This is a genomic window from Streptomyces sp. ISL-99 (assembly GCF_018614005.1).
Lineage (GTDB): Bacteria > Actinomycetota > Actinomycetes > Streptomycetales > Streptomycetaceae > Streptomyces > Streptomyces flavidovirens.
In genome coordinates this window covers 255,629-270,184 of the sequence record NZ_JAGGPC010000012.1, presented here as the reverse complement: position 1 = coordinate 270,184, position 14,556 = coordinate 255,629, and the positions used below count along the sequence as shown (strand labels likewise).

Annotated in this window: 12 protein-coding genes; 7 read left to right on the top strand and 5 right to left on the bottom strand. The window is 71.9% G+C overall.

Annotated elements, in window-relative coordinates; translation table 11 throughout:
* The first annotated feature begins 12 nt into the window (after window positions 1-12).
* Window positions 13-1,368, top strand: a complete 1,356-nt coding sequence (locus J7E91_RS08225) for a hypothetical protein (protein ID WP_214900319.1) — start codon at window positions 13-15, stop codon at window positions 1,366-1,368.
* A 21-nt stretch (window positions 1,369-1,389) separates the two neighbouring features.
* Window positions 1,390-1,944, top strand: a complete 555-nt coding sequence (locus J7E91_RS08220) for a GNAT family N-acetyltransferase (protein WP_214900318.1) — start codon at window positions 1,390-1,392, stop codon at window positions 1,942-1,944.
* Window positions 1,945-2,149: 205 nt separating this feature from the next.
* Here the strand turns inward: J7E91_RS08220 and J7E91_RS08215 are convergent, their stop codons facing one another.
* Both J7E91_RS08215 and J7E91_RS08210 read right to left on the bottom strand, forming a co-directional pair.
* Window positions 2,150-2,464: a hypothetical protein gene (locus J7E91_RS08215; RefSeq protein ID WP_236711728.1), complete on the bottom strand. Its 315-nt coding sequence runs from the start codon at window positions 2,462-2,464 to the stop codon at window positions 2,150-2,152.
* A 212-nt stretch (window positions 2,465-2,676) separates the two neighbouring features.
* Window positions 2,677-4,764, bottom strand: a complete 2,088-nt coding sequence (locus J7E91_RS08210) for an ATP-binding domain-containing protein (protein ID WP_308376189.1) — start codon at window positions 4,762-4,764, stop codon at window positions 2,677-2,679.
* Between the two features lie 298 nt (window positions 4,765-5,062).
* On the opposite strand from J7E91_RS08210, the gene J7E91_RS08205 reads away from it, so the two are divergent.
* Together J7E91_RS08205 and J7E91_RS08200 are read left to right on the top strand one after the other, a co-directional pair.
* Window positions 5,063-5,293: a hypothetical protein gene (locus J7E91_RS08205; protein WP_251015317.1), complete on the top strand. Its 231-nt coding sequence runs from the start codon at window positions 5,063-5,065 to the stop codon at window positions 5,291-5,293.
* Between the two features lie 62 nt (window positions 5,294-5,355).
* The gene (locus J7E91_RS08200; protein ID WP_374224649.1) at window positions 5,356-6,711 is read left to right on the top strand and encodes a glycosyltransferase 87 family protein; all 1,356 of its coding nucleotides are present in this window, start codon (window positions 5,356-5,358) and stop codon (window positions 6,709-6,711) included.
* Between the two features lie 163 nt (window positions 6,712-6,874).
* On the opposite strand, the gene J7E91_RS08195 is transcribed toward J7E91_RS08200, so the two are convergent.
* Window positions 6,875-8,530, bottom strand: a complete 1,656-nt coding sequence (locus J7E91_RS08195; protein ID WP_214900316.1) for a DNA repair helicase XPB — start codon at window positions 8,528-8,530, stop codon at window positions 6,875-6,877.
* 103 nt (window positions 8,531-8,633) lie between these two features.
* Here J7E91_RS08195 and J7E91_RS08190 point away from each other — a divergent pair, with 103 nt between their 5' ends.
* Together J7E91_RS08190 and J7E91_RS08185 are read left to right on the top strand one after the other, a co-directional pair.
* Entirely contained in the window at window positions 8,634-9,185 is a 552-nt protein-coding gene (locus tag J7E91_RS08190) for a VanZ family protein (RefSeq protein WP_214900315.1), read from the top strand.
* Between the two features lie 71 nt (window positions 9,186-9,256).
* Window positions 9,257-9,685, top strand: a complete 429-nt coding sequence (locus J7E91_RS08185; RefSeq protein ID WP_214900314.1) for a hypothetical protein — start codon at window positions 9,257-9,259, stop codon at window positions 9,683-9,685.
* A gap of 45 nt (window positions 9,686-9,730) precedes the next feature.
* Here the strand turns inward: J7E91_RS08185 and J7E91_RS08180 are convergent, their stop codons facing one another.
* A complete protein-coding gene (locus J7E91_RS08180) occupies window positions 9,731-12,277 on the bottom strand; it encodes a helicase C-terminal domain-containing protein (RefSeq protein ID WP_214900312.1) in 2,547 nt (848 codons plus the stop codon).
* Window positions 12,278-12,347: 70 nt separating this feature from the next.
* On the opposite strand from J7E91_RS08180, the gene J7E91_RS08175 reads away from it, so the two are divergent.
* Entirely contained in the window at window positions 12,348-13,391 is a 1,044-nt protein-coding gene (locus tag J7E91_RS08175; protein WP_214900309.1) for a hypothetical protein, read from the top strand.
* 7 nt (window positions 13,392-13,398) lie between these two features.
* Here J7E91_RS08175 and J7E91_RS08170 read toward each other — a convergent pair whose 3' ends face one another.
* Complete coding sequence (locus tag J7E91_RS08170; protein WP_214900306.1) at window positions 13,399-14,382, bottom strand: ABC transporter substrate-binding protein; 984 nt, start codon at window positions 14,380-14,382, stop codon at window positions 13,399-13,401.
* Window positions 14,383-14,556 lie beyond the last annotated feature (174 nt).

Here is a 14,556-nt window from a genome sequence, read left to right as displayed (position 1 = left end):
TGAGGGAGCGCGATGGTCACGCTGTTGCGGGTGCTGCTCGATACCAGGGAGTGGCGGGACTTCGACGTCTTCCTCTCCCGCTTCACGGCAGCCGCCGGGGAACTGGCCCAGATGGAGGGCTTGTCGAAGTACACGACGCTCACGGTCTCGGAGGCGACCTTCGAGCGCTGGTACTACGGCACCGGCCGGCCGCATCCGGACTCCCGGCGGGTCCTGGTCCACCTCCTGGGCCACACCATCGACGAGCTGTGGTCCCCGGCCCCCGACCAGCTCCCCTCCGCGCCCGCATCCGGTCGGCCCGGCATGTCGTACACCGCCCCACCCGACGCCGCGTTCGGCGCGGGCCTGCACGAGATGGGAAGAAACGCAGCTATGGCAGCACGGCGCGCGATGGCATTCGCCATGGGAGAAGAACGAGGCCAGGTCGGCGAGGAGACCATGGGATTCCTCCAGGACGAGGTGAGGCGCCTGGCCGCCGCCTATGTGAGGGTGCCGCTCGGCACCGTTCTGGACGACCTGATCAGCGTGCAGGACGAGACCTTCCGCCTCCTGGAATCCGGCCGGGCCCGTCCCGCCCAGCTCCGCGACCTCTACCTGATCGCCGCGCTGTCGTCCGGGATGCTGGCCAAGGCCGGCCACGACCTGGGCGACCCGAGCGCGGCGATGATGCAGGCCCGCACCGCTGCCGTATGCGCAGACAAGGCCGAACACCCCGCCATGGGCGCCTGGGTCCGTGGCCTGCAGTCCCTCATCTCCTACTGGGCCGACCGCCCCACCGACGCGCTGCACTACGCTCGGCAAGGCGCGGCTTCGGCAACGGCCCAGCGAGGCACGGTCACCATTTGGCTGGCGAGCCTCGAAGCCTGCTCCGCCGGGCTGACCGGCGATTCCGACACTGTCACCGCAGCCGTCCACCGCGCCGCCGACCTACGCGAGCGCACCGCCCCCGACGATCTGGACGAACTCGGCGGCTTGCTCACTTTTCCTCGCATCCGCCAGGACTACTACGACGTCGAAGCCCACGTCATGCTCGGCCACGGCGATGCCTCCCTCGTACGTCGCGCCGCCGAGGTTGTCGATGACTCCAATGATCCTGAGCGCGCCGACTGGTCCTTCGGGCCTGCCGCTGGAGCCCGTGCCAACCTCGCTTTGGCCCGCCTCTACACCGATGACCTGGACGGCGCGGCCAACGCTGTACGCCCTGTCCTCGACCTGCCCGCCGACCGGCGCAACGCCGGAATCATCCTCTCCGCCAGCCGTGTCCGCACCGCGCTCCTGCACTCAGACTGCCGCGACGCGACTCTCGCCCGCGAACTGTGCGAGGAGATCGAGATGTTCTCCAGACCCACTCTTTCCCTGTCCCGCTGAACCCTTGGGGAGGTCCCGCCCATGCATCCGGTTGTCCGCACTCGCTCCCGCCTGGCCTTGCGTGAACTGACCGACGACGACGTGGACGCCATCCACGCCATCTACGGCAACCATCAGGTGACCGAGTACCTCTCCTTCGAGCCCCGCACTCGCAATCAGGTAGCCGACCTCGTGGCCCGCTCCATCGCCGTGGCGACCGCCACACCGCGCGAGGAGTACGCCCTGGCCGTCACCGAAGGCCCAGCAGGGCCACTGATCGGCTTCGCCCGCCTGGCCCTCGACCCTCACCAGCAGCAGGCCGCCACCATCGGCGGCGCCCTGCGTTCCGACGCCTGGGGTCACGGCTATGGCACTGAGGCCGCCCACATACTCCTCGACCTCGCCTTCGACGACTTGGACCTGCACCGCGTCTGGGCGGCCCGCGCCCCGAAGAACGAAGCCTCCGCCAAGACTCTCCTGGCTGCCGGCATGACGGAGGAGGGGCGCATCCGCGGACACGTCTTCGTACGCGGGGCCTGGCGCGACTCTGTCGTCTACGGCGTCCTGAAGGAGGAACGGAATCCGGCACGGACCTGACGGGACCGGACCGACGCCTCAGCGACTTCGGCCAGGGATACGTTGGCCGACAGGGCAGTGGCGGGCGACGCTGGACGGGTAGGGGGTGCGGGTGCAGGCCGGTGCGGTGCGGGCCGCTGCGCGGGGGCTAGTGCCGTATCAGGCAGCGTTTGCCCTGCCAACAACAGGCGGACAGGGTCCGACCGCTCGAACGGCACTGGCCCCGCTACGGGATCAAGGAGTTGTAGATCTCGACCATCTTCGTGTCGAACGGCGGCGCTCCGAGTTCCTGTGCGGCAGGGTAAACCGCCTCTTCCATGAAGCGTCGCCACGCGTCTTCCGACTCCCATACGTCGATGACCTGCCAACCGCCCGCCTCGCCAGGCGCCCCGAAGTGGGCAATGAGCCCGGCGGGCGGATTTGTGCGGTCGGTCGTCCGGTCGAAGGTCGCCTGGTAAAGCTCTTGGTTCCAGTCCGCGCCCTGATTGTGTACCAACACTGCCATCTCGGTTTTCCTCGATTCACGTTCGAAGTCGGCCACCTGTGGATGACGCTACGTCCGCGTGCGTATGGCAGCGAGCAGTGGCGGACGTCTCTACGCCGTCCGATGGAATGCTGGTGTATCGGAGCGGTCAAGGCAGTGGCGGGACGTCTGCCGCCCGTTCCGCCGGGGCCATGGCTGCGATCTGGCGCAACGTCCGAACGGTGCGTGGTGCTTCACCACAGACAGGGCAAACGTTGCCCGATGCGGCACTAGGCCAGGGCCGACGGCAGCGCGGCCGCGTGCACCACCGTCAGGCCCGACACCGCGCGGGTCAGCGCCACGTACAGCCGACGCAACCCGGTCCGCTCGTCCGGCTCGCCCGACACCACCGCCGCCGGCTCGTCCAGCACCACGTAGTCGTACTCCAGGCCCTTCGCCAGCGACGCCGGCACCAGCGTCAGCCGCGACTCCGCCGTCGTCTCCTCTCCGGGGGAGAGGTACGCCTGGCCCGCCGCCGTCAGCGCCGCCGCCAGTTCCGGGACGCGCGCGTCCGCCGCGATCAGGCCCGTCGAGCCCTCGTGGCGCAGCGCCTCGGCGCACGCCGACACCACCGCCCCGGTCAGCGCGTCCGCATCCACCTGACGCACCGACAGCGCCCCCGCGCTCTCCCGCACCGACGACACCGGCGCCAGCCCCGGCGAGATCGCCGGCAGCAGCCGCGACGCGTACGCGATGACGTCGCGCGGCACGCGGAACCCCGCCGTCAGTTCCTCGACCACCGCTTCCGGCTTGCCCAGGTGCCGCAGCGCCTGCGCCCAGCTCGCCGTCGCCCACGGCGTCGTACCCTGCGCCAGGTCGCCCAGTACCGTCGCCGAACCCGTCGAGCAGCGGCGGCCCACCGCCCGGTACTGCATCGGCGACAGATCCTGCGCCTCGTCGAGCACGACATGGCCGAGCGAGTGCGTACGCGAGATCAGATCCGCCGCCTCGTCCAGCAGCACCACATCCGCCGCCGACCACTTCGCCGACTTCACCGACCGCGCCGGCTTCGCCCACAGGATCCGCTTCTGTTCCTCCGCCGACAGCACACCCTCCGCGTGCTCCGCCAGGAAATCCGCGTCGGAGAGCAGCCGCAGCACCAGCTTCGCCGGGTCCACCGCCAGCCACAGCGCCTTGACGGCCGCCTTCACCGCCGGGTTACGGGCGACCGCGTCCTGCACCCGGTCGTCGGGCGCCTCGCCCGCCTCCTCCATGCGTACGAGCACCGCGTGGGCGATGCGCTGCGGCAGCGCGTCGTGGGCCGCTCCGTACCGGATGTCGCGGCTGAGCAACTCGCCGACCATCTCCTCCAGTTCGTATGCCGGGACCCGCCACCGCCGCGATCCCCGCACCACCACCACCGGCTCGGTGGGTACGGCGGTGACGTGCGAGCGCAGGGCCCGGCGCAGTACCTCCGCCATCCGCGCGTCGCCCTTGATCACGGCGGCGTCCGCGTCGTCGGTACCCCGTACCTCGCCGTGCACCGCCACCAGATCGTCGACCGTCGCCTGCTTGACCTCCAGCTCGCCCAGCGCGGGCAGGACCTGCTCGATGTAGTGGAGGAAGGACTTGTTCGGGCCGATGACCAGCGTGCCGGTCCTGGCCAGCCGGTCGCGGTGCGCGTAGAGGAGGTACGCCACGCGGTGCAGGCCCACAGCCGTCTTTCCGGTTCCCGGGCCGCCCTGGACGCAGACGCTGCCGGACAGGCCGGACCGTACGATCTCGTCCTGCTCGGGCTGGATCGTCGCCACGATGTCCCGCATCGGACCGACGCGCGGGCGCTCGATCTCCGCCTGGAGCAGCTTGCTGGTCTGCGCGGCTTCGGTGGGGTCGGAGAGGTGCTCGTCCTCGTACGCCGTGAGTTCACCGCCCGTGTAACCGAAGCGGCGCCGCAGGCCGACGTCCAGCGGGTCCTTCTTGGAGGCGCGGTAGAAGGGCTGGGAGACGGGCGCGCGCCAGTCGATGACCATGGGGTCGCCGTCGGCGTCGTGGACGTGCCGCCGGCCGATGTAGAAGCGCTCGCCCTCCGCGCCTTCGGCCCGGTCCGCGCCGACGACGTGCAGGTAGTCGAGGCGGCCGAAGAAGAGCGGGGTGTGGGAGAGGTCGGCGAGCGACTTGATGCGTTCCGCGATCTGGGCGCCGAGGACGGCGGCGTTCACCCAGTTCGCGGTGACGTCGCGGATGTCGAGGGCCTGCGCGTCCTCGCGCATGGCGCGCAGCGCGGCGCGCGAGGCGGTGAGGTGGGCACGCTCGCGGCCAAGGGGGTCGAGGGGGTCGAGGGCGTCGCTGTGGGCGGTGTCGGGGTCGGGCGCGGGCACGGTGCTGCCTCCGGGGGAGATCACTTGGGATCACGTGGGATCACGTGGGGACACGTGGGATCACGGCGTGGACCGGCCGGTTTCCGTCCGGGCGGCGGCGCTCCACGGAGGGAGGCGGGAAGACCGGGGATTGTAGTCGCGGGGGTGTGAGGCGGGCGAATGGTTTTCCGTCGCCGGAGGCGGTGCGGCCATGCGGCCCGGCCCTAAGGGTTGGGTCAGCCCCCGGGAGGAGGCCGGTGGTGCGGAGTTCAGCCCGCAGACCGTTGTGCTCAAAATGTCCGGAATCCAGCATGGAGACATGAGTTCAGCAGCCTTCGCCCCCGGTCCCTCCACCCACCGCAACCGCAACGGCAACCCGAATCGCCGCGCCGACGGAGCCACCGTCCACTCCGCCCACTCCCTCCACTCCCTCCACTCCGCGCACCGGATCGGCCGGGCGGTGCGCGCCGTCAAGGTGTTCGTGGGCGCCGCGTTCAGCGTGGCCGTCCTCGGGGAGTACGCGCAGGAGGCGGGCGTAAAGCGCCGCTGAGTGGGCGGCTCCACAGCTCCGTCGGCTGATCCACTAGGGTCGCGGCCGTGGAGAAACGGAGCGTGACCCCTCGATCACCGGCCATACTGGCCGGCAAGCCCGCCGGCATCCTGCTCGCCGTATCGCTGGCCGCACTGGCCACGCTGTGCGTACTCCAGCACATCCCCATGGCCGACACCCTCGTCTACCGGGCGGAAGGTGCGGCCGTCGCCAACGGCACCGACCTGTACGGGTTCACCGTCACCCAGTGGCAACTGCCCGCCACCTACCCGCCGTTCGCCGCGATCCTCTTCGTACCGACGACCTGGCTGCCGATCGGCGCGCTCAAGGTCGCCTTCGCCGTCGGCAACACCGCGCTCCTCGCGCTCCTCGTCCATCTCTCCTGCCGCTTCGCCCGGCTCCCAGCCGGACCCGCACTCGTGCTCGCGGCCACCGCACTCGGAGTGTGGCTCGAACCCGTCTTCCAGACGATCCTCTTCGGGCAGATCAACCTGGCCCTCGCGTGTCTCGTCCTGTGGGACCTGACCCGTACGGACGACGCCATCGGCAAAGGTTTCGCGCTCGGTGTCGCGGCGGGCGTCAAGCTCACGCCCGCGATCTTCATCGTCTATCTGCTGCTGACGGGCCGTGTACGAGCCGGGCTCACCGCGCTCGCCTCGCTGACCGGCACGGTGCTGCTGGGCGCGCTCGTACTGCCGCATGCCAGCGTCGACTTCTGGACCCGGCGGGTCTTCGAGACGGGGCGGGTCGGCAGGGCGTGGATCGTCGACAACCAGTCGCTGCAGGGGCTGTTGGCGCGAGTCCTGCACGATCCCGCGCCCGGACCGGTGTGGCTCGCGGCCGCGGTGCTCGTCGCGGCGGCGGGGCTGTGGACCGCGCGCCGGGCGGCGGTCGTGGGGGGCCGCGAGACGTGGGGCGTGCTGGTCACCGCCGCGACGGCGCTGCTGGTTTCGCCGATCAGCTGGTCGCACCACTGGGTGTGGTGCGTGCCGGTGATCGCGGTGCTCGCCGCGGAGGGGCGGGGGAGGCTGGCCGCAGTGGTGGCCGTGGTGTTCACGGCGCGCACGCTGTGGCTGGTGCCGCACAAGGGGGCGCTGGACCTTCAACTCCCGTGGTGGCACCAGCCACTGGCGTCCCCGTACCCACTGCTGGCACTGCTCGGTCTGCTGGCGTGCGCGGCGGGAGCGGGACGTGCGGCTCGGGTGACGGGTGTGGCCCGGCTGGGGCATGCCCGGCGAACGCTGCCCTCACCCCGCCCCGCCCTCTCCCCCAGCGACAAGAGCGACTCCACCGCCCGGCCTCAAACGCCGGACGGGATGGAATCCGGCCCGGCAGCCGATGCCTCCAGGCGGGCACAGGACGCGGACTCCAGGCCAGGTGAGGACACCAGGTCGGGGGAGGCCCAGCAGGTTGGGTGAGCACCCAAGAGGGCGCCGTGAGCCGTAGGCCAGGTGGGGCGGATCAACTCCGTCCAGCAGATCCAGCTCGTCCACCGGTGTCTGGGCGGAGCCCCGGCGGCGGGAAGTGGCGGGGCGGGAGCGGGGAAGGAGATAGCTCGTCCCCCGCTTTCCGGCCGCCGCGTTACAGCGTGGGGTCGTCCGCTGCCATGAGTTCGTCCGCGTCCACGATGCGGTACGCGTAGCCCTGTTCCGCCAGGAAGCGCTGGCGGTGGGCCGCGAAGTCCTGGTCGATCGTGTCGCGTGCGACCACCGAGTAGAAGTGCGCCTGGTGGCCGTCCGCCTTCGGGCGGAGGACCCGGCCAAGGCGCTGCGCTTCCTCCTGGCGGGAGCCGAACGTACCCGACACCTGGATCGCGACCGTAGCCTCGGGGAGGTCGATCGAGAAGTTCGCGACCTTTGAGACCACCAGGACGCTGATCTCGCCCTGCCGGAACGCCTCGAAAAGCTTCTCGCGCTGCGCGTTCGACGTCTCGCCCTTGATGACCGGGGCGTCCAGGTGCTCGCCCAGCTCGTCGAGCTGGTCGATGTACTGGCCGATGACGAGGATCTGCTGGCCCGCGAACTTCCGTACCAGCGCCTCCGTCACCTTCCGCTTCGTCGCGGTCGTCGCGCAGAAGCGGTACTTCTCCTCCGTCTCGGCCGTCGCGTAGGCCAGACGCTCGCTCTCGGTGAGGTTGACCCGGACCTCCACACAGTCCGCCGGCGCGATGTAGCCCTGCGCCTCGATCTCCTTCCACGGCGCGTCGAAACGCTTCGGGCCGATGAGGGAGAAGACGTCGGACTCGCGGCCGTCCTCGCGCACGAGCGTCGCCGTCAGGCCGAGGCGGCGCCTGGCCTGGAGGTCCGCCGTGAACTTGAAGACGGGGGCGGGGAGGAGGTGTACCTCGTCGTACACGATCAGGCCCCAGTCGCGGGAGTCGAAGAGCTCCAGGTGCGGGTAGATGCCCTTCCGCTTCGTCGTCAGGACCTGGTACGTCGCGATGGTGACCGGGCGGATCTCCTTGCGCGTACCGCTGTACTCGCCGATCTCGTCCTCGGTCAGCGACGTCCGCTTCACCAGCTCGTGCTTCCACTGGCGGGCCGAGACGGTGTTCGTGACGAGGATGAGGGTGGTGGCTTTGGCTTGCGCCATCGCGCCTGCGCCGACGAGTGTCTTTCCCGCGCCGCAGGGGAGGACCACGACGCCCGAGCCGCCGTGCCAGAAGCCCTCGACCGCCTGCTTCTGGTACGGGCGCAGGGCCCAGCCGTCCTCCGCGAGGTCGATCGCGTGGGCCTCACCGTCGACGTAACCCGCGAGGTCCTCGGCCGGCCAGCCCAGCTTGAGCAGCGTCTGCTTGATCTGGCCGCGCTCGGAGGGGTGCACGGCGACCGTGTCCGCGTCGAGCCGGGCGCCGACCAGCGGCTGGACCTTCTTCGAGCGCAGGATCTCCTCCAGCACCGGGCGGTCCGTGGAGGTCAGGACGAGACCGTGGACCGGGTGCTTGGAGAGGGTCAGCCGGCCGTAGCGGGCCATCGTCTCGGCGACGTCGACGAGGAGCGCGTGCGGGACCGGGTACCGGGAGAACTCGACGAGCGCGTCGACGACCTGCTCGGCGTCATGCCCGGCGGCCCGCGCGTTCCACAGGCCGAGCGGCGTCACCCGGTACGTGTGGATGTGCTCGGGGGCGCGCTCCAGCTCGGCGAAGGGCGCGATGGCGCGACGGCAGGCGTCGGCCCGCTCGTGGTCGACTTCGAGGAGCAGCGTCTTGTCGCTCTGGACGATGAGGGGTCCGTTCACGCGTGTCTCGGCCCTTTCTGCGGCAGGTCGGCCCGTACGGCCAAACGTCCAGTGTGCAGCATCGCGTGCGGTACGGGTCGTGAGTCGGGGTAAACGGGTGTCCATGACAGCTGAAGCGGATGAAGCGGATGCAGTGGGCGGAGCGGATGCGGCCCGGCCTCGTCGCTCCTGGGGGCGGGCGGTGCTGCGGGCCCTCGCGGTCGCCGTGGCCTTTCTCGGCCTCGTGCTCTTCTCGGCCGTACTGGCGCGCCTGACGCTCGCGCCCTCACACGCCTCGGAAGCCCTGGTCACGACCAACCTGCGGCCCGGTGCGTCGCTGCGGCAGTACGCCGAGGACTACACCTTCCTCGCCGCGTGCAAGCAGATCGGCGGCAATCTGCTGCTCGGGATGCCGTTCGGGCTGCTGCTGCCGGTGCTGGTGCCGCGCTCGCTGCGGCTGCTGCGTGTGGTGGCTCTCACGGTGGTGGTGATGGTGCTGGTGGAGCTGGCGCAGGGCGCGATCGTGGAGGGGAGGGCGTTCGATGTCGACGACGTGATCCTCAACACGACGGGCGCGCTCATCGGCTACTTCCTCCTCGGCCGCCGGATCGGCCGCGCGGTGCACGCCAGGCGCGCGCCGCGCAGGGAGGGGGATACGGTGCCTTCCGGCAAGTGAGCGGATCGGGAGGCGACTTGATACGGGGCGCGGGGTCTATACGGGGCGCGTGGGGCGGACGGGTGGCCGCCGTGCTGCTTGTGGCACCGGTCCTCTCGGGCTGCGGGGCGGACCACGCCGGTGCCCGCAACTGCACGATGATCGGCGGCGTACCGGGGATCACCGTGCTCTTCGAACCGGCCGGAGGCGCGACGGCGGACCCGGTGGGGCCCGCCGTCTTCCGGCTGTGCGTGGACGGGAAGTGCGAGGAGCGTACGGAAGCGTCCGCGGCGGCCGGCACGAGCATGCACCTCCGTACGTCCGACGAGGTGCGGGACGAGGAGCTCGACGTGCGGTTCTCGGTCACCTCGGTGGAGGGTGAACGCGTGATCATGAAGGACAGCGCGAAGGTCCGCATGACGGAGCACTGGCCCAACGGCAAGGAGTGCGACCCCGAGAGCACGTGGGCGGCCTTGCTGACGGCATCGCCGGAGACGGGGCTCGTGGACCGGCGGCGGTAGGGGCGGAGCCCCGGGTGCCGCCGTACCGTGACGCGCGGCCGTCGGCTAAGGGCTGTCCGCCAGTTCCGCCACGCCCGTGATGCGGTGCAGGGGGTACGTCCGGACCTCGTCCGCCGTGTGGTCGTACGCCGTGACGAAGCCGCCCTCCACCCGTACCGGCGCGATGACCCGCTGGCTCGCCGCCCCGTCCGCGTTGACGTACCCGATCCACACCGCGGAGCCGGTGAGGGCCGCCGCCTGGACCGTGGCCAGGGTCTCCGCCGAGGTGGTGCGCGGCAGCTCGCCGGGGGACGGTGCCGCCGCCGGGGCCTCTTTGCGTACCGCCGTGGACGCCATGTCCCCGGCCCGGATCGCCCGCAGCGCGGCACCCAGCAGCGTGTCGTCCGGCGTCGGCGGACCCTCGGGCACCGGCGCGGGCGCGGTGCGCGGCGGGGTTCGGTAGGCGTGGGCCCTGGTGATCAGTACGTCTCCGGCCGCCGACTCGGCGGCGGGCGCGAAGCCCATCCCCCGCAGGCCTTCGAGCAGCGCCGCCGGGTCGGCCTGCGCCGCCAGGACGGTCGGGGCGAGACGTCGCAGACCCAGCCCCTGCGACCGCTTGTCGGCGAGGATCTCGCCCAGCATCGCGTCGTCGTCGCAGCGTACGTAGGCAGAAGCGACGCCGACCCGCAGATGCCCGTGCTTCCTGGCCACGTCGTCGATGAGATAGCTCAGCGGCTGCGGCACGGGCGTACGGCTGTGCTCGGCCAGGAAGGCGTGCAGGTCCGACGCCGCCCGCCCCGCGTCCAGCGCGCGCCGTACGGACGCGGGCGTGAAGCGGTACACGGTCGCCCCGCCCTTCGACTCCACATCGGCGAGTACGTCGAGCGTGTCGGCGAGCGGCCGCCGCAGCGGCCCCGGGGCTACGGCGGTGAGGTCCGCCTGGAGGAGTACGTGATCCAGCGGCTCCGGGATCAGCGGCGCGAGCAGAGCGGCGGCGCGCGCCACCGCCGCGGCTTCCTCGGTGCCGGTGCCGGTGCCGGTGCCGGTCCCGTGCCCGGCGGCCAGCAGCGCGCGCCCGTGGGAGGAGAGTGCTCCGCGTCCGGTCACCCCGAGGAGTTCCGCCTCGGTGAGCGTCCACAGGGCGATACGGGAACGCAGGTCCCCAGGGGTGCCGGCGGACGCCGAAGCCGACGCCGAAGCGGGCGCGGACGCCGCCCCCGCCCCCCGCAGCGGCCGCTCCCACCGCAGCCGCGCCAGCACCTGCTCCGGCGCCGGCGCGGCGCCCTCCGGCAGGTCGGCCAGCAGCGCGAGGACGCGGCGGCGTACCTCCGGGGCCGCCGAGCGGTCCAGGTCCGGGCCGAGCGCGGCCAGGATCCGGCCCTTCGCGTCCTGGCTGCCGACCAGGCCGGCCGTGCGGGTGGCGTGCAGCCAGGCGGTGGCGAGGCGGGTCCACTGATCCTGCGGCGGGAGTTCGAGCCATTCGTCGTACGCGGGCGTGGCGGCGTACCGCTCGGAGGCCTCACCGTCGGACGCCAGCAGCCCCGCCCCATAGGCGAGTTCGACCCAGAAGGCGGCCGTGTGCTCGGGCATGTCCAGCGCGGTGGCCGTCCGCTTCAGGTCGCGGACGCTCAGACCGCCGGAGCGCAGGACGGCCGGGCCGCCCTCGTTCCAGTCCTTGAGCAGCTCCTCGACGGTGGCCAGCGCGGTGTACGCCTGGCCGGCGGCCGTGCTGTCCACAACCTGTGGACTGTATGCGTGGGCCGGTACGACGGCGGGCGGGACCGGCTCCGGCACGCGGTGTGCGCGCCCGGCGCGCAGATGCAGCGCCGCCTCGCGCGGCAGGACGACCGTACGCAGACTCGTCGGCAGCAGCAGACCACGGTCGCGCAGCCACCGCACCGGCGGCGCGGGGTCGGGGGTGACCTCGCCGTACGGCGGGCCCCACACCAGTCGTTCCAGCACCATCAGCGCCTCGGGTGGCGCCGTGTCGAGCAGCGCCGACATCCGGGTGCGGTCGCTGAAGAGCGCGGCCAGCGCCGTGACCGCCGACACCGGGTCGTGGGTGGGCGGCAGTCCGGCCGCGGCCAGGGTCTCCTGCCACCGCCCCGGCGACATGCCGGCGGTCGCCTCGGCGACGGTCGGGCCGAGGCCGGTGGGCGACGGGTGCGCGGGGGAGGGGGCCAGCAACTCGCGTGCCGTACGCACCAGCCGCAGCCGGTCGTCGGCGCCCCACAGCAGCGCCTGGTCACGCAGGGTGCCGACGGCCCCCGGCAGCGCCGCCTCGACCGCCGGGTCACCGTCGTCGCCGGTCATCAGCGCGCGCAGCGCCTCGTACGGAGCCGGATCGGGCGCCACGGCCAGCGCCTCGGCGGTCTGGAGAGTGAACCGGTCGAGCCGTTCCAGCGCGCGTACGACGGAAGCGCGTGTCGCCGCCCGGGTCGCGAGTTGCGACAAGTCGTTCGGCACGGGCGAGAGCAGGTCGGGCCGGGCGCGCAGCAGCGCGGCCAGGGACGCGTCGCCGCGGGTGCGCAGGGCCTCCGCGAGTGTGCGCGGTGGCGTTGCGGCTGATCCTTCGGACACGTGCGCCTCCTGGTTGCGCTCGCCGGTCCCCATCCGCCCCACGGTAGCCGGTGTGGCGCTACCGTCGGTGCAGGCAGTTGGAGGGCAAGGGACGGACCGTCGCGTGGGGATCGAGAGCGATCAGCTCGTCTACGACTATCTGAGCCGGGTCGGTGACCTGGCTCAGCAGCACAAGCTGTCCTCGGCGGCGCGGATGCGGCTGGTGGCCGGCCTGCGCGACGAGATCGACCGGCAGCGCTCGAAGTTCGGTACGCCGGACACGCCCGCGGCGGTACGGCGCATCCTGGGGCGGATCGGATCGCCGGCCGAGCTGGTGGCGCGGGTCGCGTCGGGCGGGTCGATGCCCGGGTCCGGGTCTGGGCCTGGGCCCGGGGGCGGGTCCGGGGGCGATTCGGTTCAGCAGGTCGTGCTGCCGGAGCAGCGCGACAAGTCGAAGCGCGGTGGGTGGATTCCGCGACCCCGTGACCGCGACAGCGGCCAGGGTCGGCCGGGCGTGGTGGACCAACCCGCCGCCGCCTCCCCGCCCCACCTCGCCGGTTCCCACGAACTCGGGCCCCAGGGCAGCGAACCCGACTGGTGGCGCGTCGAACCCGGCCCGTTCGGGCTGGGCGTCTCCGTGCCGGGCTTCACCGGCGGCGTCGAGATCCCCGAAATACTCAAGCCCCCGCCGGCGGAGGACGACGACGAGGTAGAAGCCGACGAAGTCGAGCCCATGCCCGTCGAGGCGCAAGTCCCGACGCGCCGCCGCCTCGTGAGCCTCCTGCGCCGCCGTACCGCCCCGGCCGTCGTCGCCGTGCAGCCTGAGGCGGTACGCCAGCCCGCCAGCGTCCTGCTCCTGCTCGCCGCCGCACTGCTCGTCGTCGGTGCCGCACTGGGCAACTGGCTCGCCCTGGGCGGCGGGTGGCTCCTCGTCTTCGCCTCGCGGCGCATCAGCCGCGCCCAGGCGAAGTGGGCGGTGCTCGGCCTGCCGGGAGTGGTCGCGGTGGGCGGCTTCGTGTGGCTGTGGGGCCGGACCGAGGGGCGCTGGGGCGAGCCGATCGCGCAGGGCGCGATGGGCGAGGCCGTCTCGGGCGCGTGGCCCGCCGTCGTACGGACGGCGGCCGTCGCCTCCGCGCTCTACCTGGTGTGGCGGGCGCGGAGGCGGTAGGCGCCGCTTACTTCTTCGTCAGGTGGCCCTGCATCTCGTCGAGGATCTTGTTGGCGGCGGTGTAGCCGATGCCCTGGATCCACAGCTCGTCCTCGACGCCGAAGACCTTGTCCGCCTTCGCGGCGGGCATGTTCTTCCACAGCCCGCTGTCGAGGGTCTGCGTCTGCTTGGCCTTCTTCGGGTCGCCGTACGTCGAGTGGAAGACGACGTCGGCGTCCTCGCCCGCGAGGTTGATCTTCTCGGGGCTCACGTCGTACGAGAAGCCGTCCTTCGCCTTGTCGGCGATGGCCGGGCGTCCCAGGCCGACGTCGGCCAGGACCGTCGCGATGTAGTTCTGCTTGCCGTAGATGCGGATGTCCGCGCCTTCGATGAAGCGCACCACGTTGACGTTGGTCTTGGCGGCCTTGTCCTTGCCGCCGACCGCCTCGGTGACCTTCGCGGCGTGCGCGGTGTAGTCGGCGACGACCTGCTTCGCCTCGGCCTTCTTGCCGAGCGCGTCGGCGTGGACCTGGAAGTTCTCCTTCCAGGGGTAGCCGGTGTTCTCCGTCATCACGGTCGGTGCGAGCGCCTTGAGTTCGTCGTACAGGGCGCCGTGCCGCACCTTGCTGGTGAGGATCAGGTCGGGCTTGAGGGCGGCGACGGCCTCCAGGTTGGGGGTCATCATCTCGCCGACGTCCTTGATGCCGGCGACCTTGTCCTTGGGCAGGTAGCTCAGGAAGCCGGGCTCGGCGGTGGTGTGCGTCGCGCCGACCGGCTTCACGCCGAGGGTGATCGCGGAGTCCAGTTCGGCGGTGTCCAGGACGACGACGCGCTTCGGGTTGGCCGGGACCTTCACGTCGCCCATGGCGGTCTTGACGGTGTGGGTTTTGTTTTCGGCGGAGGGCGCCTTGTCGGCGTCCGCGTCGGAGGAACCGCAGGCGGAGAGCGTGAGGGCGGCGGTGGCGGCGAGGCAGCCGGCGACGAGGCCGCGGCTGCGGAGGCTTCTGGTCATGAAATGGAGGCCTTTCAGGTTGTACGGGAGGTGTCGGCGGGGTCGCGGGGCGGGGCGGTGGCGTTGGGGTCGGTGCCGCGCCGGGGCGTCTCCTCGGGTGCCGAACGTTCGGGTACGGCGTTGTCCCGTTCGCGGTGGTTGCGTTCGACACCCTGCGGGGAGCGCCCCGGCACG